General features: G+C 55.7%; 18 protein-coding genes and 1 tRNA gene. 12 read left to right on the top strand and 7 right to left on the bottom strand.

All coding sequences use genetic code 11. From position 1 onward, the window contains the following. Nucleotides 1-7: 7 nt before the first annotated feature. Both L5220_RS07280 and L5220_RS07275 read left to right on the top strand, forming a co-directional pair. Nucleotides 8-706, top strand: a complete 699-nt coding sequence (locus L5220_RS07280; RefSeq protein WP_448527091.1) for a peptidase — start codon at nucleotides 8-10, stop codon at nucleotides 704-706. Continuing rightward, entirely contained in the window at nucleotides 699-1,814 is a 1,116-nt protein-coding gene (locus L5220_RS07275) for a DUF819 family protein (RefSeq protein WP_499572649.1), read from the top strand. The genes L5220_RS07280 and L5220_RS07275 overlap by 8 nt, the downstream gene beginning before the upstream one ends. Here L5220_RS07275 and ilvB read toward each other — a convergent pair. After that, nucleotides 1,811-3,619 (bottom strand): biosynthetic-type acetolactate synthase large subunit, encoded by a 1,809-nt coding sequence (gene ilvB, locus L5220_RS07270; RefSeq protein ID WP_499572647.1) that lies wholly within the window; start codon nucleotides 3,617-3,619, stop codon nucleotides 1,811-1,813. The two genes, L5220_RS07275 and ilvB, sit on opposite strands and share 4 nt — an antisense overlap. 393 nt (nucleotides 3,620-4,012) lie before the next feature. Then, complete coding sequence (locus L5220_RS07265; RefSeq protein WP_499572645.1) at nucleotides 4,013-5,104, bottom strand: energy transducer TonB; 1,092 nt, start codon at nucleotides 5,102-5,104, stop codon at nucleotides 4,013-4,015. Nucleotides 5,105-5,196: 92 nt separating this feature from the next. Between L5220_RS07265 and L5220_RS07260 the strand changes: the two genes are divergently transcribed. Further along, a complete protein-coding gene (locus tag L5220_RS07260; RefSeq protein ID WP_499497867.1) occupies nucleotides 5,197-6,444 on the top strand; it encodes a S41 family peptidase in 1,248 nt (415 codons plus the stop codon). On the opposite strand, the gene gor is transcribed toward L5220_RS07260, so the two are convergent. Both gor and pipX read right to left on the bottom strand, forming a co-directional pair. After that, nucleotides 6,431-7,816, bottom strand: a complete 1,386-nt coding sequence (gene gor, locus L5220_RS07255) for a glutathione-disulfide reductase (RefSeq protein ID WP_499572643.1) — start codon at nucleotides 7,814-7,816, stop codon at nucleotides 6,431-6,433. The two genes, L5220_RS07260 and gor, sit on opposite strands and share 14 nt — an antisense overlap. A gap of 56 nt (nucleotides 7,817-7,872) precedes the next feature. After that, nucleotides 7,873-8,142 carry a transcriptional coactivator PipX gene (gene pipX, locus L5220_RS07250; RefSeq protein WP_198406226.1) on the bottom strand — a complete coding sequence of 90 codons (270 nt, stop codon included), beginning with the start codon at nucleotides 8,140-8,142 and terminating at the stop codon, nucleotides 7,873-7,875. Nucleotides 8,143-8,394: 252 nt separating this feature from the next. On the opposite strand from pipX, the gene L5220_RS07245 reads away from it, so the two are divergent. Both L5220_RS07245 and trmD read left to right on the top strand, forming a co-directional pair. Then, nucleotides 8,395-9,453 (top strand): S49 family peptidase, encoded by a 1,059-nt coding sequence (locus L5220_RS07245; protein ID WP_499572641.1) that lies wholly within the window; start codon nucleotides 8,395-8,397, stop codon nucleotides 9,451-9,453. Between the two features lie 3 nt (nucleotides 9,454-9,456). Next, nucleotides 9,457-10,152: a tRNA (guanosine(37)-N1)-methyltransferase TrmD gene (gene trmD, locus L5220_RS07240; protein ID WP_499572639.1), complete on the top strand. Its 696-nt coding sequence runs from the start codon at nucleotides 9,457-9,459 to the stop codon at nucleotides 10,150-10,152. Here the strand turns inward: trmD and L5220_RS07235 are convergent. Then, the gene (locus tag L5220_RS07235) at nucleotides 10,149-11,222 is read right to left on the bottom strand and encodes a Rieske 2Fe-2S domain-containing protein (protein ID WP_448513988.1); all 1,074 of its coding nucleotides are present in this window, start codon (nucleotides 11,220-11,222) and stop codon (nucleotides 10,149-10,151) included. The two genes, trmD and L5220_RS07235, sit on opposite strands and share 4 nt — an antisense overlap. Nucleotides 11,223-11,224: 2 nt before the next feature. Further along, the gene (locus L5220_RS07230; protein ID WP_499572637.1) at nucleotides 11,225-13,486 is read right to left on the bottom strand and encodes a ribonuclease R family protein; all 2,262 of its coding nucleotides are present in this window, start codon (nucleotides 13,484-13,486) and stop codon (nucleotides 11,225-11,227) included. 257 nt (nucleotides 13,487-13,743) lie between these two features. Between L5220_RS07230 and acpP the strand changes: the two genes are divergently transcribed. From acpP to L5220_RS07195, 7 genes are all read left to right on the top strand, one after another. Further along, on the top strand, nucleotides 13,744-13,989 hold the full coding sequence (gene acpP, locus L5220_RS07225; protein WP_448513986.1) for an acyl carrier protein: 246 nt from the start codon (nucleotides 13,744-13,746) through the stop codon (nucleotides 13,987-13,989). Nucleotides 13,990-13,994: 5 nt separating this feature from the next. Next, on the top strand, nucleotides 13,995-15,257 hold the full coding sequence (gene fabF, locus L5220_RS07220; protein WP_448525069.1) for a beta-ketoacyl-ACP synthase II: 1,263 nt from the start codon (nucleotides 13,995-13,997) through the stop codon (nucleotides 15,255-15,257). Between the two features lie 39 nt (nucleotides 15,258-15,296). Then, nucleotides 15,297-17,291 carry a transketolase gene (gene tkt / locus L5220_RS07215; protein ID WP_499572634.1) on the top strand — a complete coding sequence of 665 codons (1,995 nt, stop codon included), beginning with the start codon at nucleotides 15,297-15,299 and terminating at the stop codon, nucleotides 17,289-17,291. Between the two features lie 103 nt (nucleotides 17,292-17,394). Further along, nucleotides 17,395-17,796, top strand: a complete 402-nt coding sequence (locus L5220_RS07210) for a DUF7682 family zinc-binding protein (protein WP_499572632.1) — start codon at nucleotides 17,395-17,397, stop codon at nucleotides 17,794-17,796. 9 nt (nucleotides 17,797-17,805) lie between these two features. Then, nucleotides 17,806-19,083, top strand: a complete 1,278-nt coding sequence (purD, locus tag L5220_RS07205; protein ID WP_499572630.1) for a phosphoribosylamine--glycine ligase — start codon at nucleotides 17,806-17,808, stop codon at nucleotides 19,081-19,083. A 23-nt stretch (nucleotides 19,084-19,106) separates the two neighbouring features. Further along, nucleotides 19,107-19,394 carry a DUF3082 domain-containing protein gene (locus L5220_RS07200; protein ID WP_099798570.1) on the top strand — a complete coding sequence of 96 codons (288 nt, stop codon included), beginning with the start codon at nucleotides 19,107-19,109 and terminating at the stop codon, nucleotides 19,392-19,394. A 54-nt stretch (nucleotides 19,395-19,448) separates the two neighbouring features. Then, a tRNA-Lys gene (locus tag L5220_RS07195) sits at nucleotides 19,449-19,520 on the top strand. A 147-nt stretch (nucleotides 19,521-19,667) separates the two neighbouring features. On the opposite strand, the gene L5220_RS07190 is transcribed toward L5220_RS07195, so the two are convergent. After that, the gene (locus L5220_RS07190) at nucleotides 19,668-20,663 is read right to left on the bottom strand and encodes a PhoH family protein (RefSeq protein ID WP_099798569.1); all 996 of its coding nucleotides are present in this window, start codon (nucleotides 20,661-20,663) and stop codon (nucleotides 19,668-19,670) included. Between the last annotated feature and the right edge of the window lie 15 nt (nucleotides 20,664-20,678).

Raw genomic sequence — 20,678 nt, 5'->3', positions numbered from 1 at the left:
AGGAGAGATGCGATCGCGCTGGCGGTTTTCGGTAATTGCCCTCATCGTTGCTGTGGGAGTTGTCCTCAGCGGTAGCTCCCCCTCCCTTGCCCGCCAAAATCTTGCCTTACCCCCCCTTACCACCTATCCCTTGCCTAGCTCCCTTGCAACTCTGCCTCCGGCGGGGGACGACTATTTTACCGAGGTACAGCCGTTGGAAGTGGGGTATCTGCTGTGGACAGCGTTTCCGGTGACCGTGGCCATTGACCCCCCGCCGCGGGATCCCAATAACCTATGGGCACAGGCAGCCCAGCAAGCTGTTGCCGAATGGTCGGCCTATCTGCCACTGCAAATTGTGCCGCCAACCGCTACGGCCAATATTCGCCTCCAGTCTGAGCGACCCAGCGACCAAAACAACCGTCGTGTCCGAGCGGCGGAAACCAGCTATGAACTGTTTGTGGATAGCAACGGCCTACTGCGGCATCGGGTTCGGGTGGTGGTGCGACCCACCCAAGCCCCCCGCTATGTGCTGGCGGCTCTGCGCCATGAGTTGGGTCATGCCCTCGGTATTTGGGGGCATAGTCCCCTGCCCACGGATGCTCTCTATTTTGCCCAAGTAGCGGATCCACCGCCCATTTCTCAGCGGGATGTGAATACCCTGCGGCGAGTTTACGAGCAACCCACCCGCTTAGGGCAACCCATGCCAGAGGTGGCTTCCCATGGATGAGAGCCTCACCCTCTGGGGCATTTTACTCACCCTGACTGCCTTGGGGCTGTGGCTGGAGCACCGCTATCGTTGGGCAGCACGGGTGGGGGGATCCTTAATTATTTTGCTCCTAGCGGCCTTGTGTGCCAACTTAGGGGTCATTCCCCAACAGTCTGCTGTCTATGACACCATCTATGGGCCAGTGACCTCCTTAGCCATCGTCTGGTTACTGTTGCTTGTGAATTTGCAGGATGTGCGCCGCTTGGGGCGATCGGCCTTGTTAGCCTTTGGGATTGCGGCTGTGGGCACCTTGATGGGGGCGCTACTGGCGAGCCTCCTGTTTCACAGTCGTTTTGGTGGCGACACCCCACGGCTGGCGGGCAGCTTAGCAGCAAGTTACATTGGTGGCAGTTTAAATTTTGTGAGTGTCGGGCGTGCCCTGAACCTCACTGATCTGCTCTTTACTGCAGCAACGACCGCAGATAACCTGCTCACGGCAGTATGGTTGGGCTTCACTTTAACGCTGCCCTCAGTCTTGGCACGGTTTTATCCGCAGCGCTCAGCAACAGACGCCTTAGCTTTATCGCCCTTGCCCACAGCCTCGGCGATCGCCCCCCTCGATTTAGCCATTCTCCTGAGCTTAGGCATGGGAGTTTTAGTGCTGGCTACAGCGCTACATCAATTTTGGCCGGTTATCCCAACAGTGGTTTGGCTCACCACCCTAAGTGTAGCCATTGCCCAATTCCAGTGGGTACGCTACCTCCGTGGTACCGGTGCCCTTGGCATGTTTAGTCTCAATCTCTTTTTTACCGTCATTGGCGCGGGAACCCATCTGCCCTCGTTAGTGCCTGTGGGGGTTGAGATTGTGCTGTTTGCCGCCACCATCGTGTTTAGCCATGGGGTGGTGATCTTTGGGCTGGGGTATCTATTCAAGCTGGATGTTGAATTACTGGCCTTAGCCTCCCAAGCGGCGGTGGGGGGGCCTACCACTGCTGCAGCTCAAGCGAGCAGTCGCCACCAGCCCGCCCTACTGGGGGTTGGCATCACCCTTGGCCTCCTTGGCTATGGGGTCGCCAATTACCTAGGTTTGGCAATGGCTCAGCTACTCAACTGGTTAGAACTTGGCTAAAGCTTGCTGCCACATTCAGGGCAAAAGCGATGGCTAGAAATCGTCTTGGCACCGCAGTTTGTACAGTACACTAGCTCGGCCGCTTTTTCGAGGGTTGCTTGCTCCGGTAAGCCCAGCATTTGGGCGTTGCTTTTGCCGGGAGCCACCATCGGATAGCAGTTTTCATCTCGGGTCACGTGGGCATCTAGCAAGACGGGGCCATCGTAGGTCAGCACCTCTTGAATAATGTCGTCCAGATTGTGGCGATCGCTCACCCGCAATCCTTTGACGCCGTAGGCCTCCGCCAACTTCATAAAATCTGGCATTCCCTTGGCCATATTGGAGTGGGAGTAGCGCTCTTCATAGAAGGCCTGCTGCCACTGCCGCACCATTCCCTGCCAGAAGTTATTAATAATCACTGTCTTCACCGCAATACCGTACTGGGCAAGGGTGGCCAATTCTTGGGAGTTCATTTGAAAGCTAGCATCACCACTGATGCAGATCACCTGCTCATTGGGCAGTGCAACCTTAACCCCCATTGCCGCAGGCAGTCCAAAGCCCATCGTCCCCAAGCCTGCACTAGAGACCCATCGCCGCGGGCCATTTTTCAAAAATTGGGCAGCCCACATTTGGTGTTGCCCCACATCCGTTGTATAAAACGCATCGGGAGCATGACGGCCAAAGGCCACAATCACTTCTTGGGGAGACAGTTCCCCGCTAGGATGCGGCACCACTAAGGGGTAATCTTCTTTCCACGCCTTAATGCGCGCTAGCCACCCATGGGTCATCGGTTCCGGGGGAACGCCTGTTTCGTTGATATGGTGCAGAAGTTGCTGTAGAACTGGCTTGACACTGCCAACAATGGGCACCTCCGGGACGCGGTTTTTACCCACCTCCGCCGGATCAATGTCAATGTGAATGACCTTTGCTCGCGAGGCAAACTCATCCAGTTTTCCGGTAACGCGATCATCAAACCGTGCCCCCACCGCAATGAGCAGGTCGCACTCGCTCACCGCAAAATTGGCATAGGCGGTGCCGTGCATCCCCAGCATTCCCAGTGAGAGTGGATGAGATTCTGGAAAGGCACCTTTACCCATTAGGGTTGTGGTGACTGGAATTTGAAACAGCTCAGCCAGTTGGTAAATTTCATCATGTGCTGCTGCTGTAATTGCGCCCCCCCCAACGTACAGCAGCGGTCGTTTGGCCTCGCGAATCAGTTGCACCGCTTGGGCAATTTGGCGCACATTGCCGCGAATGGTGGGACGATACCCTCGCAGCTTAACCTGCCCTGGCTCTACCGGCTCGTAGTCGCACACTTCCAAGCCCACATCTTTGGGAATATCTACGAGTACCGGCCCTGGCCGGCCTGTGGTGGCAATATAGATGGCCTCAGCGATGATGCGCGCCATATCCTTGGCATTGCGAACCACGTAGGAGTGCTTAACAATAGGGAGCGTAATGCCGTAAATGTCCGTTTCTTGAAAGGCATCGGTGCCAATGGCAGAGCGAGGCACTTGACCGGTGATCACTAATAGCGGTATGGAGTCCATGTGGGCTGTGGCAATGCCGGTGACCAAGTTTGTGGCACCAGGACCAGAGGTGCCAAAACACACCCCAACTTGCCCCGTTGCTCTGGCATAGCCATCGGCAGCATGAGCTGCTCCCTGCTCATGGCGGACTAAAATGTGCTGGATCGCCCCGCGGGATTCAGCACGGTATAGCTCATCGTAAATCGGTAAAATTGCCCCACCGGGGTAGCCAAAGATATGCTTGACGCCATGACGACACAAGGTATCTATTAGGATGTAGGCTCCAGTTGCTTGCACAGGCCGACCTCGTAAGGCAGTGATGGTGTTTGTGAACTACCGCTATCGAATCAACGATTACAATAGCGGTTTCCTACCCAAAGAAGTGCTTTCCACTCCGAAGAGTGATGAGTCTTACCTTCTGGCGATAGGCGTTGCCCCGTGTCCCACAGGTCAAACAGCATGGAGGACAAGAAAATGCTTGTACGTATATAGCTTGGTTTTCGCTCAGTCGCCTTCCATGCAAGACTGTTTGGATTGTACTACAAGCTGCTGCCGCAATTCATCTCACGCTTCAATCAAAGATTTGAAGTGCAGGATTCTTGCGAGCCTTACTAAATTGTAATTTTCATAGCCATCTCTGTCGAGATTTATGTTAGTAAGACTCAACTTTTTTAAGAAATATTACTAATACTACTCAGATACCACAGAGTCAGCCTCTGAACTCGCCTCGGGGCTGGCGGGCGCTTCGCTGGTGCTTGGTGCAGGTGGCGGCGGTTCTGGTGTCGGTGATGACTGTGGCGTGGAAACAGGTGGTGTAGGCGATGACTGGGGGATGGGGGTGGCTTCGCGGGCAGGGGGGGGGGCTTGGGGCGTGGGTGTGGGGCGGGTTGCAGTACAGACCTCTGGTCGGTACTGAAAGTCAAAGGTGATGGCTAAGGCTTGGTATTGCCCTGTGGCCGAGAAGGTTTGCTGTTTCACCGCGGCGATTGCCGCCTGATCCAGCAGTGTTGAGCCACTAGTGCGGATAATCTGCGGGTTTTGGGTGAGCAGTCCGGTCTCTGGGGCAGCATTGGCCGGCAGCAGTTGACCGTCGGGGGTAATCACAGCGGCGACGGTGGCTTGCCCTTGCAGGCGATCGCCACAGGCGTCGGGGGGGTACAGATCGGTCACTCGCTGGCTGAGGTTAATCCCAATATTGGTGGTATTGAGGGTGAGGCGGGTCTGATTAAACCAGCGGGAGAGGGCAGCGGCGGCTTCCCCGTCTGTGGTGGCCAGTGGTTCTTGGGGTGGCGGAGCCGGCGAAGGTGGTGCAAGCTCTGGGGCAGTGGCCACGTCTTGTTCAGGCGTGCCGGTATCCGGTCGCGGGCGGGCAGGTGGTGGTAGCTGCCAAGGGGACGGCAGGGGCTGAAACGTCAACGGGGGGGGCGGCGGCAGGTCTGCCAAGGGAGGTAAGGGCGGCAGCGGCGGGAGGGGACTAAACGTGAGGGGCGGCGGTTCAATGCCTGTAAAGGGTAGGGGGGGCGGCACACTCTCGATGGCAGGTAATTCCGTGGGGAGCAGCGGTTCAATGGAGGGTAGATCGGCTTCTAGCTCTGCGGGAATGCTCATTAACTCGACCGTTTCGTTGATGTCGATCGGCGCTGGTGTGGTGTCAGGCACCCGCACTAAGGCGAGGATAATGCCGTGGAGTACCACTGAGCCAGCGATCGCCAAGCGCGTTGGCTGCCAAATGGGCCAGCCAGCGAGTTGTTGCCAAAGGGGTTGCAGGGGCAAACGTAGCACACGCATAGCTCCACACACTCTCATGCCTTAATTATTAGTCTAGGAGATGCCTAGAATAGATAAAGAGAAGAAATAATGCATAGAGATGCCCCATGGCTGTTCGTTGGCAGACCTCGGCTAACGTTCTGATATTGACCCTATGGCTGCTGCTACTGGGGTGGCAGCTGCTTGCCCCAGCACCGGCGATCGCCCTCACCGACGAGCAAAAACTCGTTAACGAAGCATGGCGCATTGTTAACCAAGCTTACGTTGATACCTCTTTTAATGGTCAAAACTGGTGGCTGGTGCGCCAACAGATCCTCAGTCGCCCACTTCCTAACCGTGAGGCAACCTACCAAGCCATTCAAACCATGCTTGCCAGCCTCGAGGATCCCTTCACCCGCCTGTTGCGCCCGGCGCAATTTCGCAGCTTGCAAACCACCACGGCGGGAGAGCTAACGGGAGTTGGCCTCCAAATTAGTAGTGATCCTACTACAGGTATTTTAGAAGTCATTGCCCCCATTGATGGCTCGCCAGCGGCCAAAGCAGGCATTCTCCCCCGCGATCGCATCCTTGCCATTGATGGTATTCCCACTTCCCAACTCACCCTAGATGAGGCGGCGGAAAAAATGCGCGGTGCCAGTGGCTCTCGGGTGCAGTTACAGGTGCAACATGGTAGCCAGCCGCCCCAACTCATCACCCTTGAGCGAGGGCACATCGAAATTAACCCGGTTGTGGCAGAATTGCGCCACGTCGAGGGTCGTGCCGTTGGCTACATTCGCCTAGGGCAGTTTAGTGCCATGGCACCCGCCGAGATGCGTAAAGCAATACAAACCCTAGCAGAGCAGGGAGCACAGGCGTATGTTCTCGATTTGCGCAACAATCCGGGCGGGCTGTTACAGGCAGGCGTGGAGATTGCCCAACTGTGGATGGAGCCTGGGGTGGTTGTCTATACGGTGGATCGCCAAGGGATAACAGAGAGCCTCAATGCCACGGGGACTCCCCTCAGCCATGATCCGCTGGTGGTGTTGGTGAACGGTGGCACCGCCAGTGCCAGTGAAATTTTAGCGGGTGCCCTGCAAGATAGTGGTCGCGCCCAACTGGTGGGCGATCGCACCTTTGGCAAAGGTTCGATTCAGTCGCTGTTTAGCCTTGCCGATGGCGCTGGTTTAGCGGTCACTATTGCCCACTACGAAACCCCTAACCACCGCAACATCAATAAGGTGGGGATTGAGCCGAACCAGCGGGTTCTTGAGGCACCTGAAAGTTTGCTGGCCATGGGCACCACAGCGGATCCCCAGTACCTTGCGGCTCTAGAGCTATTGCACAAACCGGTTCAAGTGGCCACTAGCGCAGGGTAACAAACTCTTCAGCCGTTGAGGGGTGAATGCCGATCGTGGCATCAAAGTCTTTTTTGGTGGCACCCATTTTCAGGGCGATCGCGATCCCCTGAATAATTTCGGCGGCGTTATCCCCCACCATGTGCGCCCCCAGAACCCACTCCGTTTGCTTTTCCACCACCAGCTTGACGACAACTTTGGCCTCCTTGCCGGTGAGACTATGGTACATTGGGCGAAAGGCAGCGCGATACACCAAGACATTTTCTGCCCCTACTTTGGCCTTGGCCTGCGCCTCCGAAAGCCCCACTGAGGCGGCCTCAGGCTGAGAAAAGACCGCTGAGGGAATATTGTCGTAGCTGAGGGTGCGGGGAAGATTGCCAAACTGGGTATCGGCAAAGGCTCGACCTTCGGCAATGGCAACGGGGGTAAGGTTCACCCGATTTGTACAGTCGCCTACAGCAAAAATATGGTCTTGATTGGTGCGATAGGCCTCATCCACAGCAATAGCGGCAATCCCCTGACTATTAATGTTCAGGTGCACCCCCGCTTGATCTAACCCAAGTCCCTGTAGGTTAGGGGCGCGACCCACCGCACACAGCACCGCATCTACTTTGGCTTCGTAGGGTTGTCCCTGCTGCTCGTAGCAAACGCGAATCTTCCCCTTTTTGGTGAGCTTCAGGCTGCTAATGTGGCACTGGGGGCGCACATCAATGCCATGGCGAATCATCCCCTCATATACCCCATCCTGAATGTCTTGATCAAAGCCGCGCAGGGGGCGATCGCCCCGCAGAAAATGAATGACTTCGCTGCCCAGCCCGCGCATGATGCCCGCAAACTCAACACTGATATAGCCCCCTCCCAATACCGCTAACCGCTTCGGTTGCTTCGGCAGCAGAAACATCTCCCGGGACGTAATACTGTGCTCGATGCCGGGCAGGTTCGGTTTAATCGCCTCGCCGCCTACAGCAATGAGAATTTTGGCAGCGGTGACTCGTCGTTGTACTTGGCCGTCGCGATCGACCAATTCAAGGGTATGGGGATCGACAAACCGGGCAAAAAAGGGGAGGAGTTCTACCCCAGCCTTAGCTAAATAGCTAATGTGCAACTGGCTCAGGCGGTTCACCTCGTTGTCCACCGCGCGAATTAAGCGATCCCAATCCAGCTTTGGCGTGACAGCGCGCCAGCCATAGCCCGCTGCATCTGTAAACAGCTGACTGAACTTAGACGCATAGACCAAGAGTTTTTTGGGCACACACCCGCGAATCACACAGGTGCCACCCACTTTATCTCCTTCGGCGATCGCCACCCGTGCCCCATAGGAGGCCGCCCGCTTAGACGCTGCCAAGCCGCCGGAACCCGCGCCAATGACAAATAAGTCGTAGTCGTAGCTCATCCTCTCTCCCCAGATCCTAGCCCCAGTCTAGCGAATCTACCGCCAGCCCCAAGGGCCTATAAAAACGTTTGGCGATGAACGCTTTGCAGCGCGGCATACTCCGCCTGTTTCCCTAGCCGCCGCAGCGATCGCAACCGCTGTTCAATCAACAGGCGCGCATCGGTGCGACTAATAGACTCAAATTCCATCCCCTCCGGACGCAGGGTGACAATAAAGAACAGCCGCTGGGCGTAGAGGGTGGTAAACAGTTCCCGATTCTCCTCCACAGGACAAACGCCATACAACAGCCCAAACGTAGGGTGGTTTAAGTACTGCTCAGCAGTCATGGACGGTTTCATCAACGAATTAATACCTACCTCACAAACGTGATCGAGCATTCACGGCCACAGTAGCCCCATTAAGGATTGGCCAATGTGAGGATCAACAGCACGGATAAGACCCAGAAGAACGCAATGCACCGCTAAAATGAGGAGAACGTTAGACAAAAAACTGTACAGATTATACCGAACCACACTCCCTTGGTATTCATGACTCGTTCTCTGCCTCCATTTTGGCCTGCTGTTATACATCACTGCGGCATGATTTTTTTTGGCACCCTCGTCTTTTTCCTAACCCTAGGGATTGTTGGCATGAGTGCCACTCTCTTCCTTGCGATTCTGGGAGTCTTAATGGCACCAGCGGATCAGGACAGCCCCTACCAGCACGTCAGTGGCAAAGAAACCAGCCGCAACCGTATCCTCACCATTGATATTGTTGGCCCAATTTTAGGGAGTCCTCAAACCGAAGAAGACACTCTATTTTCCTCCATTGTTGGTGTAACCTACGGCTACCAAGTGCAGCAGCAGCTTGAGGCCGCCGCCGAAGACGAGAGTGTAAAGGCCATTCTACTGAATATTGCCACCCCAGGAGGCACGATCTTTGGCTCTCAGGCGATCGCCGACGGCATCAACGCCTATCGTAAAGCCACCCAAAGACCCGTCTATGCTTTTGTTGAAGGTATTTCGGCCTCCGGGGGCGTTTGGGCAATGGTGGCCGCTGATAAAATCTATGCTGACCATGGCAGCCTCATCGGCAGTATCGGCATTATTGGCCCAAGTGTGCTCTTTTACGATCGCCCCACGAGCTTAGATAGCGGCCTATTTCAGGGGGGAGTGACCGCCAACGCAATTGAAGAGCGCACCCTCAGTGCCGGGCGAGGCAAAGACTTTGGCAATCCTTTCCGGCGCCTCACGCCAGCAGAAATTCAGGTCTTCCAAGCGGGGCTAGAGCAGGAGTACAGCACCTTTGTGAGCCATGTCGCCAAGGCGCGCGGCATCGATCCCAGCGTCATCCGCAACCAAATGGGCGCCATGGTGTTTAGCAATGCTCAGGCGCAGCAATATCGCCTGATTGATGGCACCCTCAGTCGCCCTCAGGTGATCACCGCCCTTGCCCGTGCCGCCCAGATTGACGACAACTATGCGGTTGTGCGGCTACGGCGCGATCGCACCCCCCTGATCAACCAACTGTTTGGGGTACACCTCCCGCGCCCCTCCCAGCAGGAGCAACACCTTTGGCAACAACAGCAACTGTGCGCCCTCAGCCAGCAGCGTGCCCTTGCCTACTACGGTCAACTAGCATCCCTGTGTCGGCCATAAGCCATGCGGTTTGACATTATCACCCTGTTTCCAGAATTCTTTAGCACGCCCCTCAAGACCGGTCTGATGGCCAAAGCCTTGGGGCGGGGGATTGCTTCAGTGGTGCTGACCAATCCCCGCGACTTTACGGAGGATCGACACCATACCGTTGACGATGAACCCTACGGCGGTGGTGTCGGTATGGTGATGAAGCCCGCGCCCCTATTTGCTGCGGTGGAGTCCCTCCCCGTCTTACCGCGACGGGAGATTATTTACGTTACCCCCCAAGGTCAGCCCCTCCGCCAACAGCATCTGTGGGAATGGGCCAAACACCGCGATCAACTGGTCATTCTCTGTGGCCATTACGAAGGGGTGGATGAGCGGGTTGTCGAGCATTTGGTGACCCAAGAAATTTCCATTGGTGATTTTGTCCTCACCTGTGGCGAAATTCCGGCACTAACCATCCTCAACGGTGTGCTGCGCCTCTTGCCGGGCACGGTGGGCAAAGCTGCGTCCCTGCAACAGGAGAGTTTTGAGGACGGCTTGCTCGACTACCCCCACTACACCCGACCGGCAGAGTTTCGGGGGTGGCCGGTGCCGTCGGTGCTGCTTTCGGGGCACCACGAGAACATTGCCAAATGGCGCAAAGCCCAGCAAATTGAGCGAACCCGGCAGCGTCGCCCAGATCTATACCAGCGGTGGTTAGCGCAGCAGCCCTAGCGCCAGCGCAACACTTGGGTTTTCATAGGATTGACAAACTCCCGCCCCTCTTGGATGGCCTTGGCATACTCTCGCTTAATTTGGTAGTACCACTTTGCTTGGTTATCGGCCTCTTTGATCAGGGTTAGGGGCGGGTTGTAGGCTAGCCCCTCGCTTTGTTTGGCCACAATGCGCAGGTCTTGGTTAATAAATTCGCGCGCAAAGGGAGCCAGCAGGGGCTTAAGGGGAGCCAACCACGGAAAGGTCCAGTAAAATATGCTGGTCAGTTCAGTCTGATGCTCGTTAATGGGGGTGAGGGTAATTAAAAAACAAAAGGTGTGGCGATCGGTGTAGTTGGTTTCAATACGAATTCCCGGTAAGCGATAGATAATTTCCACCTCCGGGTGGCCGCCTAGGATATGGTGTGCCCAAGATTTACGCAGCAGGGGATGCCGACGCATGGTAAACCCGTAGGGAGACGGATCAAAGGTTTTAGCTTTTTCAAAGAGTTTCCCACGGGTACGCCACCACCACGCGCCATGGACAAAGGGTGCGTGAGCCGGATCCATAAAGTTAATAAAGACTTGGTCTAAATGCCCCGGAAAAATGAATTTTTGTACGGCTTGGGGTTGGGTTGTGGCACTGAAGCCCGGCACAAGGGGCACCTCCAACGCTGGTTCAGGGGTTTGCCGCTCCTTGGCTGGCATATAAATCCAGAGATTCCCTTGCGCTTCCCGTACTGGATAACTCAGGACACCAAACTGCTTGGGGTCAACGTCACTGTCACTGGTGAGGGAGGGAATCAGGGTGCAGTGGCCATGGCGATTAAACCGCCAGCCGTGGTACGGGCAGATGACCTCGTCGCCTTCAAAGTGACCGTAGTGCAGCGGAATCCCCCGATGGGGGCACAGGTTGCGCAGGGCAAAGGGGGTGCCATCACTGGTACGACCAAAGAGGATGGGCTCACCGAGAATGACCTTTGCCTTCAACTGCTTTGGCTTTAGATCTGCCGATGGCAGGCCAAAATACCAAATATCCCGCAGGAAATTACCAAAGTCATGGAGTGAAACCGTTGTACTGGGAGTGTTCATAGTTAAGCACGCTGGTCATCCTCAGCCATCGGGGCATGGGTCTGGATGGGGTCAGCCCCCCCTGCTAGATCCTCGTCAGTGGCTTGGGAGCCGCCACTCATCACCGTTAAGTCCACTTGCTGCCGATAGGAATCGACATTTTTGATGAGTACGTCAACCCGATCGCCTAAGCGGTAACGCAGGCGGTTGCGCCGTCCTGTTAGGGTCTGGGCGTGGGCGCGATATTCGTACCAGTCATCCTTGAGGGAGCTAACGTGCACTAGGCCTTCGACGTTGAACTCAATTAGCTCGACAAAAAACCCATAGGATTGAACACCGGTGATAATGCCGGGGCGCACCTCTCCCATACAGGCTTGCACTTGGCGCACCCGTTGCAGCCCTACGAGGTCTTTCCAAGCACTCTGGGTTTGTCGCTCCCGCTCCTGTAAATGAGCGACAATTTCTTTTAAGAGGGCTTCCAGTTCCCGCTGTACATCTGTGGTTAAGACATTCCAAGTGACCTGCTCTAGGCAGCTCGAGTGGCCGAGGTTCACCCGCTCCTTGGCACGGGGGCTGCGGCGATCGCGCCCTTGGGTGAGCAGTGTATGTAAAATCCGCTGGTTGACAATGTCGCTGTAGCGCTGTAGCGGTGAGCAAAAGTGAGCATAGCCAGAGCCAAGCGCCAAACTAAAGTGGGGAGAGAGGGCGACTGAGGTAGTGGCGGGCTTAAGGGTATCGAGCAATAGCTCTTGGAGCACAGTTGCCAGATCGGAGGCGGCTAACTGCTCAAGGAAGCGCTGAAAATCCTGAGGTGCCACACTGGAGCTGTCCCCAAGACTGAGGGGTAAATTGAGGTTTTGGCACAGCTTCAGAAAGTCCTGCACGGCGTACAGTTCCGGTACTTGCTGGGTGCGGTACAGGGCAGGAACATTCAGGGTTGCCAAGTGTTTGCCGAGGAGTTCATTGGCCAGCACCACTAAACTTGTCCAAGGCGCCAGCATCGGTAGGGGAATGGCAGTGGCTAAGCCTTCATCGGCGTAGGCGAGGTTTAAGCTCACGGCAGGGGTGATCTCGATACTGCCCCGCTGCTGTCGCCGCTGGCTCACGGCAGTGGCCAACCGCAGGAGCGATCGCAACCAATCCCCGGAGCTATCCCCCCGCTCTAGGGTAGCAACCACCTGCTCACTGTCAACACAGGCATCTACGCTAATGCGGCTGCGGTGAATGGTGTAGGATTGCACCTCCCCTGCACTGGTCAGGTGGATCAGCAGAGAAATCGCGGCGCGATCGCCCCCAGGTAGAAGCCGCAGCAGGGTTAACTCGGGGGGCAACAAAGGCACGCTAAGTTCTGGTGTGGCTAGGGTTATCCCCTGTCGCCGTGCCGCCCGATCTAATGGGTCATCCACCGGCAGCAAGCCACCGACATCGGCAATATGAACGCCAAGCTGCCATAGATCCTGATCCAGGGCATCGAGGGAAAACGCCACCTGGGGTTCTTGGCCGGGAGCCACGAGGGTGATGGTGACTAACTCCCGTAAATCCTGACGCTGCTCAAACTCCATGGCTTGAAGATGCTGGTTCAAGGCGGTGGCCGCCGATCCCAGTGCCGGACTAAACTGCCGCACAAGGTTGTGCTTACAACAGATTAGATCCAGCACCGGTGCTGACTGGGCATCAGTCCCCAGAATTTGACCAATTTCACCTACGGGTAAATACCCCCCCAAGGGATAGCGGCGGATGTTGACGTGTACTAGCTGATCCACCACCTGCGAGAGATCGGACACCAGTTCATTGGGTTCAAGGGCAATTTCAAACAGGAGGCGATCGTCAAGGGGGGTAGCGCGGAAACCATGCTCGGTTTGCTTGACCCGGGCAATCACTGACGGGTTGCCGCGCTCTAGAATGAGTTTGACCTCTCCTTCGGGAGATTTTTTGCGGCGCCCTTCCCGCGTGACCCGCACCAGCACGCGATCGCCATTCCACGCCGTACTGAGTTGATTTTCACGAACGAAAATATCCTCTGCCCCTTCGGTATCCTGAATGGCAAAGCAAAAGCCCTTACTGGAGCAGCGCAGTCGCCCTTCAATGAGACCTTCCTCGTAGTTGCGGCGATACTTTCCCCGCTCCTTCGTGAGCAGACCAATGCGCTCAAGGGCATCGAGGGCAATTTCTAATTCCCGTTGGCTCTGTTCATCCTCACACCCCAGTTTTTTTTCAAGGGCTTTCGGGGCAACAAACTTATCTTCAGTAAAATTAGCGAGCAGACTGGCGATTGTAAAATGCATCGGTAACTCAATAGCGGGTAGCAACAACAAACATCAACTGTAGCGATGGGGGCGGCAAAAGCACTCAAAAAGCCATGATACCCAAGATGTAGCTTACCATAGCCAGACTCCCCTGCCACGACGTTGTGGGCTGTACCCCCAATGTGTCCTATAATTATGGCGCGTTGATTCTGGGCACAAAACATCCTAGATTTGAGGAATGGCGATCGCCCGCATCATCATTCATTCGTCCATCCATTTGAAATTCACAGGCATCTATGACTGACTCTGAAATTCTCGAAAAAGTAAAAACCATTGTTGCCGATCAACTCAGTGTTGATGCTGAAAAAGTCGTGCCCGAAGCAAGCTTTGCAGATGACTTGAACGCCGACTCCCTCGACTCCGTGGAGCTGATCATGGCTCTAGAAGAAGCCTTTAATATCGAAATTCCTGACGAAGAAGCAGAAAAGTTGAAAACTGTTCAAGATGTCCTAGACTTTATCACCAATAAGGCAGCTGCGTAAGACCAATGACGAAGGCTCACCAAAAACGGGTGGTTGTCACCGGCATGGGTGCCATTACCCCCCTTGGCAACACCTTGGCAGAGTATTGGGACGGGCTAATGGCCGGTCGTAGCGGCATTGACACGATTAGCCTCTTTGATGCCAGTCGTCATGATTGCCGCATTGCGGGTGAGGTTCGTGGCTTTGACCCCACCCTCTATATGGATCGCAAGGATGCCAAGCGCATGGATCGGTTTGCCCAGTTTGGGGTCGCCGCCAGTAAACAAGCCCTTGCCGATGCCCAACTCACCATTGATGAGAGCAATGCCACAGACGTTGGCATCATTATTGGCACGGGGGTGGGGGGTCTGCGGGTTATGGAAGATCAGCAGGAAATCTATCTCAGTAAGGGGCCGGATCGCTGTAGCCCCTTCATGATTCCGATGATGATTGCTAACATGGCTGCAGGCCTAACGGCAATTCATACCGGTGCCAAAGGCCCCAACTCCTGCTCAGTCACCGCCTGCGCCGCAGGCTCCAATGCCATTGGCGATGCCTTTCGGCTCGTTCAACACGGCTATGCCAAGGCGATGATCTGCGGTGGCACGGAAGCAGCAATCACTCCCCTGTCTGTTGCTGGGTTTGCGGCAGCCCGTGCCCTCTCCACCCGCAATGATGACCCCCACCATGCCAGTCGTCCCTTTGATAAGAACCGAGATGGCTTTGTCCTTGGTGAAGGGGCGGGCATTTTAATTTTGGAAGAGCTAGAATTTGCCCTTGCCCGGGGTGCCCGCATCTATGCCGAAATGGTCGGCTATGGCCTAACCTGTGATGCTTACCACATGACGGCTCCTTCCCCCGGGGGCGAAGGGGCAGCCCGTGCCATTGAAGGCTGTCTCAAGGATGGCAGTATTGCCCCTGATCAGGTGAGCTACATCAATGCCCACGGCACCAGTACCCCTGCCAATGACAGTACCGAGACGGCGGCGATTAAGCGTGCCCTTGGCGAAGAGAATGCCCGCCGCGTTCCCATTAGCTCCACCAAGTCGATGACGGGGCATTTACTGGGAGGGTCTGGTGGCATCGAGGCGATCGCCACGGTGATGGCGGTTGCCCATGACCGCATCCCCCCTACAATTAACTTGGAGCAGCCGGATCCAGCCTGTGATCTGGACTACGTTCCCCATCACAGTCGTGCCTGTCCGGTGGTGGTTGCCCTTTCCAATTCCTTTGGCTTTGGCGGTCACAATGTGACCCTAGCGTTTCGCAAATTTGTCCCCAACCTTTAACTGTTCGCTGCACACCCAATTCTATAGAGAGAGAAAGTAATGCCTGCTGTAACTCAATCCCTTGATGACCTCTGCATTAATGCGATTCGATTCTTGGCGATCGATGCTGTACAAAAAGCCAACTCTGGCCATCCGGGCTTACCTATGGGAGCGGCTCCCATGGCCTACGTCCTCTGGAACCAATTTATGCGGTACAACCCCAAAAACCCGCAATGGTTCAACCGTGATCGCTTTGTCCTCTCGGCAGGCCACGGCTGCATGTTGCAGTACGCCATGCTTTACCTGACGGGGTACGATAGCGTCACCATTGAGGATATTAAACAGTTCCGGCAGTGGGGATCCCGCACCCCCGGTCACCCTGAAAATTTTGAGACCCCAGGGGTTGAAGTCACCACCGGCCCCTTGGGGCAGGGGATTTGTAACGCTGTGGGTCTCGCGGTGGCCGAGGCACACTTAGCCGCGCGGTTTAATAAGCCCGATGTTCAACTGGTCGATCACTATACCTACGTCATCCTTGGCGATGGCTGTAACATGGAGGGGGTTTCTGGCGAAGCCTGCTCCTTGGCGGGGCACTGGGGCTTAGGAAAGCTCATTGCCCTGTACGATGACAACCACATTTCCATCGATGGCTCCACAGACATTGCCTTTACCGAAGATGTCTGTAAACGCTTTGAAGCCTACGGCTGGCACGTTCAGCACGTCACCAATGGCAATACCGATCTCGCGGCGATCGCCCAAGCCATTGCAGCCGCCAAAGCGGTTACCGACAAACCCTCCCTCATCAAAGTGACGACCACCATTGGCTACGGGTCTCCTAACAAAGCCAATACCGCTGGGGTGCACGGCGCTGCCCTTGGGGTGGATGAAGTCAAGTTAACCCGCGAGAACTTAGGCTGGGATTACGATCCCTTTGTAGTGCCGGACGATGTTTTAGCGCAGTTCCGCAAAGCCATTGAGCGCGGCGCACGTGCAGAAGCCGAGTGGAACCAAACCCTAGCCACCTACCGCCAAAAGTATCCTGCGGAAGCAGCGGAGTTTGAACGGCTCCTGCGGGGGGACTTACCCGCCAACTGGGATGCAAACCTCCCCCACTACACCCCAGAGGATAAAGCCGTTGCCACCCGTAAGCATTCAGAGATCTGCTTAAACGCGATCGCCCCCAACCTGCCGGAATTGATTGGTGGCTCAGCGGACTTGACCCACTCCAACCTCACCGAACTCAAATGCTCCGGTGACTTTCAAAAAGGGCAGTATCAAAACCGTAACATCCGTTTTGGGGTGCGCGAGCATGGCATGGCCGCCATCTGTAACGGCATTGCCCTCCATAACTCAGGGTTGATTCCCTACTGCGCCACCTTTTTAGTGTTTGCCGACTACCTGCGGCCAGCGCTGCGGCTCTCGGCACTGTCTCAAGCAGGGGTGATCTACGTCATGACCCACGACTCCATCGCCCTTGGCGAAGACGGCCCAACCCACCAGCCTGTCGAAACCCTCGCCTCGCTGCGGGCTATCCCTAACCTGCTTGTGATTCGCCCTGCTGACGGCAATGAGACCTCCGGCGCCTACCAAGTGGCGGTACAACGGCGCAAGCAGCCGACTCTTTTAGCCTTAACTCGGCAGAACCTTCCCAATTTGGCTGGTAGTTCCGCAGCCAATGTTGCCAAAGGTGCCTACACCATCGTGGACTGTGATGGCACCCCAGATCTGATCTTGATTGGCACTGGCTCTGAAGTTTCCCTCTGTGTCAAAGCGGCTGAAGCCCTCACGGCTAGCGGCAAAAAGGTGCGGGTGGTTTCGATGCCGTCGTGGGAACTCTTTGCCGAGCAATCCAGCGAGTACCAAGCAAGTGTCTTACCTGCAGGGGTGAAGCGCTTAGCCGTTGAGGCCGGGGCTAGCTTTGGTTGGTGTCGCTATGCTGATGCCACCCTAAGTATTGATCGGTTTGGCGCGTCAGCCCCCGGTGGGGTACTCATGGAAAAATTTGGCTTTACGGTCGATAACGTGGTTGCCAAAGCTGAGGCATTGCTAGCTTAAGGGGGATAGTTGTCACGATCCCACCTTTAACCAGAAAATAAACGTACAAGCAGGGTAAGGGGGCATGAACTCTCTGCCCTGCTTACGTTTTCCGGGAGTCACTATGCCGCGTCGTCGTAAACAATTTCCCTGCGGCCATCAAGGCTATGGTCAAGTCTGTCATCGCTGTGCCCAGTTACAGGATGTCAAAGCTCGAGAAGCAACGGAACGGGAACTAGCTCGGCTCGAGCGGCAGCAGTGGCAGGCAACTTTTGCTGACGATCTGATTGATTTGCAGGGGTTACCCAAAACGATTGTCCTCAAAGCCCGCCAAGTCATTGCTGAACTGGTCGCTGGCACAGACTATCGCCAGTTTAAGGGGAAGCGCCTCAACCACGACCGCAGTGTCATCAGCATTCCCCTCACCTATGACTATCGCCTGATCTGCCATGATGTGGGCGATCGCATCGAGCCCCGCAGTGTGTTGTCCCATGAAGAGTACAACGTTAAAAAACCAAGAGGATAGGAGCAACCTGTGAAGGTGATTGTTGTCGGCAGTGGCGGCAGAGAGCACGCTATTGCTTGGAAGTTGTTAGAGTCTGCCAGCGTGAGCCATATCTTTTGCCTGCCGGGCAATGGCGGCACGGCGTGCTGCGATCGCTGCCAAAATGTTGCCATTGAGGCCACCGATCTAGAAGGGATTCGTCAGTTTGCCCAAGCGCAGCAGGTAGATTTAGTCGTGATAGGACCGGAGGCTCCCCTAGCAGCAGGGTTGGCAGATGCCCTCCATGCGTTGAACATTCCAGTGTTTGGCCCCAGTCGTGCGGGGGCCCAAATCGAAGCCAGTAAGGCGTGGGCAAAAGCGCTGATGCAGGAGGCTCATATTCCTACCGCGACAGCAGCGGTGTTTACAACCTATGGGGATGCTGTGGCCTACGTGCAGTCTCAAGGGGCACCCATCGTGATCAAGGCCGATGGCTTAGCAGCGGGCAAGGGGGTGACGGTTGCCACCACAGAAGCGGAGGCGATCGCTGCTCTGGAGCGCGCCTTTGGGGGGGAATTTGGGGCAGCAGGCAACCAAGTAGTGATTGAGTCTGTCCTAGAGGGTCAAGAGGTGTCGGTGCTGGCGCTCACCGATGGGCGAACCATTGTGCCACTGTTGCCGGCTCAAGACCACAAACGCATTGGTGAAGGGGATACCGGTGCCAATACAGGGGGGATGGGGGTCTATGCCCCAGTACCGTGGGTCACGCCAGAGTTGATGCAGCGCATTCAAGACCAAATTCTAGAACCTGCCCTAGCGGCTCTGCAAGGGCGGGGAATCCACTACTGCGGCGTACTCTATGCCGGACTGATGATCACCCCCGACCTGCAACCCTACGTGGTTGAGTTTAACTGTCGCTTTGGGGATCCAGAAACCCAAGCGGTGCTGCCGTTGCTAGAGACCCCGCTATTAGAGATTCTTCTCGCCTGTGTTGAAGGTCGCCTAGACTCTCTGGGGGCGTTGCGTTGGCGCAGGGAGGTAGCGCTGTCCGTGGTGATGGCTGCCGGTGGCTATCCGGGGACCTATCGTAAAGGGGATGTCATTGAGGGGATTCCCACAGCTCTGGCTCAGGGGGTACAGGTCTTTCATGCGGGAACGCGCTGGCAGGAGGGGCAATGGCTGACCCATGGGGGACGGGTTCTTAATGTGACTGCCTTGGCCGAAGATTTTGCCACTGCCAAAGCCAAAGCTTATGCTGGGGTTGCCGCCATTCACTTTGCCGATGCCTACTATCGCCGCGACATTGGCTACCGTATTCTAGAAGCATAGTCTTTTCAACAGTGGATCAGCCTATGACTGCCCCTTCCGCCACTCCTGTGCGTTGCCTCACGGGTGCTTGTATTGCAGGCACGCTTGGGCTGTTACTCTACCGCTTAACGGGGGCGATCGCCTATAGCTTTGCCAGCCATGCCGTTAGCACCCACAATCAACTGATCTACAGCTTAACGGTTGCGGTTCGTACTCTTGTTGTGGGTCTGTGCACCCTTGGCACCGGCGTCTTTAGCATCATTGGCGTGGGTTTGGTGGCTCTGAGTGTACAGATTCTATGGCAACGTTGGGTTCAGCCCTCCCACGACTAACCCATTGCATATGTGCCTGCTTTCCGCTATGCTAGAAAAGCTGTGAAGCACCATGGGTCGCTAGCTCAGTGGTAGAGCACTCGGCTTTTAACCGATTGGTCCTGGGTTCGAGCCCCAGGCGACCCATAAAACCAACCATCGTGTATTCTCCTAGTGTGAGATCGGTAAAGTAAGCGGTCGTTCACCAGAATCCAACACCAATTGCTGCAACCCCGCCGCAAGGCTAGGCGCTAGCTGTACCAGTGGACTTAAGCGTGATACCGTAGTAATCAATCATTTGCGCGATCGCTGGCGCTGGCTTTTGGGGGTCTCCTGCGCCTGCTCGTGGCGATCGTAGGCATCAATAATTCGTTCAACAAGAGGATGCCGAATCACATCCCCCTTGGTGAGATAGCAAAAGGCAATCCCTTCCACGTCCTTGAGGATACTGGCAGCAACACTTAACCCTGAAGTTTGGTGCTCTGGTAAGTCAGTTTGGGTCAAGTCCCCCGTCACAACCAGACAGGAATTAAACCCGATGCGGGTCAGTACCATTTTCATTTGGGCGGGGGTAGTGTTTTGCGCCTCATCTAAGATCACAAAGGCGTTATTGAGGGTTCGCCCCCGCATATAGGCCAATGGTGCCACCTCAATGACCCCTCGCTCCATCAGATGACTAATTTTGTCGGGTTCTACCAGTTCGTAGAGGGCATCGTACAACGGCCGCAGGTAGGGGTCAATTTTTTGTTGCAAATCCCCCGGCAAAAACCCCAGCCGCTCACCCGCTTCCACCGCTGGACGGGTCAAAATAAGGCGTTCGTAGGTACCGGCCAGTAGGGCTTGAACGGCAAGCACGGTGGCCAAAAAGGTTTTGCCGGTTCCCGCAGGTCCAATCCCAAAGGTGAGGGTGTGGTGGCGAATTGCCTGAATGTATTGACGCTGGCGAAAGGTTTTGGCACGGATAACGTCACCACGCCGGGTTCGCGCTAATATGTCTTGTTGGAGTTCTCGCAGGGCTTCCCGCTGATGGGTATCGTAGGCATGACGTACGGTGAGAATATCGACACCCGAAACGGTTTTGCCTTCACGCCAAAGAGTGCCTAGGTCGTGGATGAGTTGCTGACACAGTTGCACCTGAGCAGTGGTACCAGTGATGTAAAGATCACGGCCTCGCAAAACAAGCGTCGCCCCTGTTTGCGCAGCAAAGATGCGTAGGTTGGCTTCTTGCTCCCCGACAAGGGCGATCGCACTTTCGGTGCTGTGGAGATCAATTGTTAAGCTGTCGCTCATGGCAACACTGGCAAT

Source organism: Synechococcus sp. PCC 6716 (assembly GCF_022570815.1).
Taxonomy (GTDB): Bacteria; Cyanobacteriota; Cyanobacteriia; order Thermosynechococcales; family Thermosynechococcaceae; genus Thermosynechococcus; species Thermosynechococcus lividus.
This window is presented reverse-complemented; position numbering and strand designations above follow the sequence as displayed.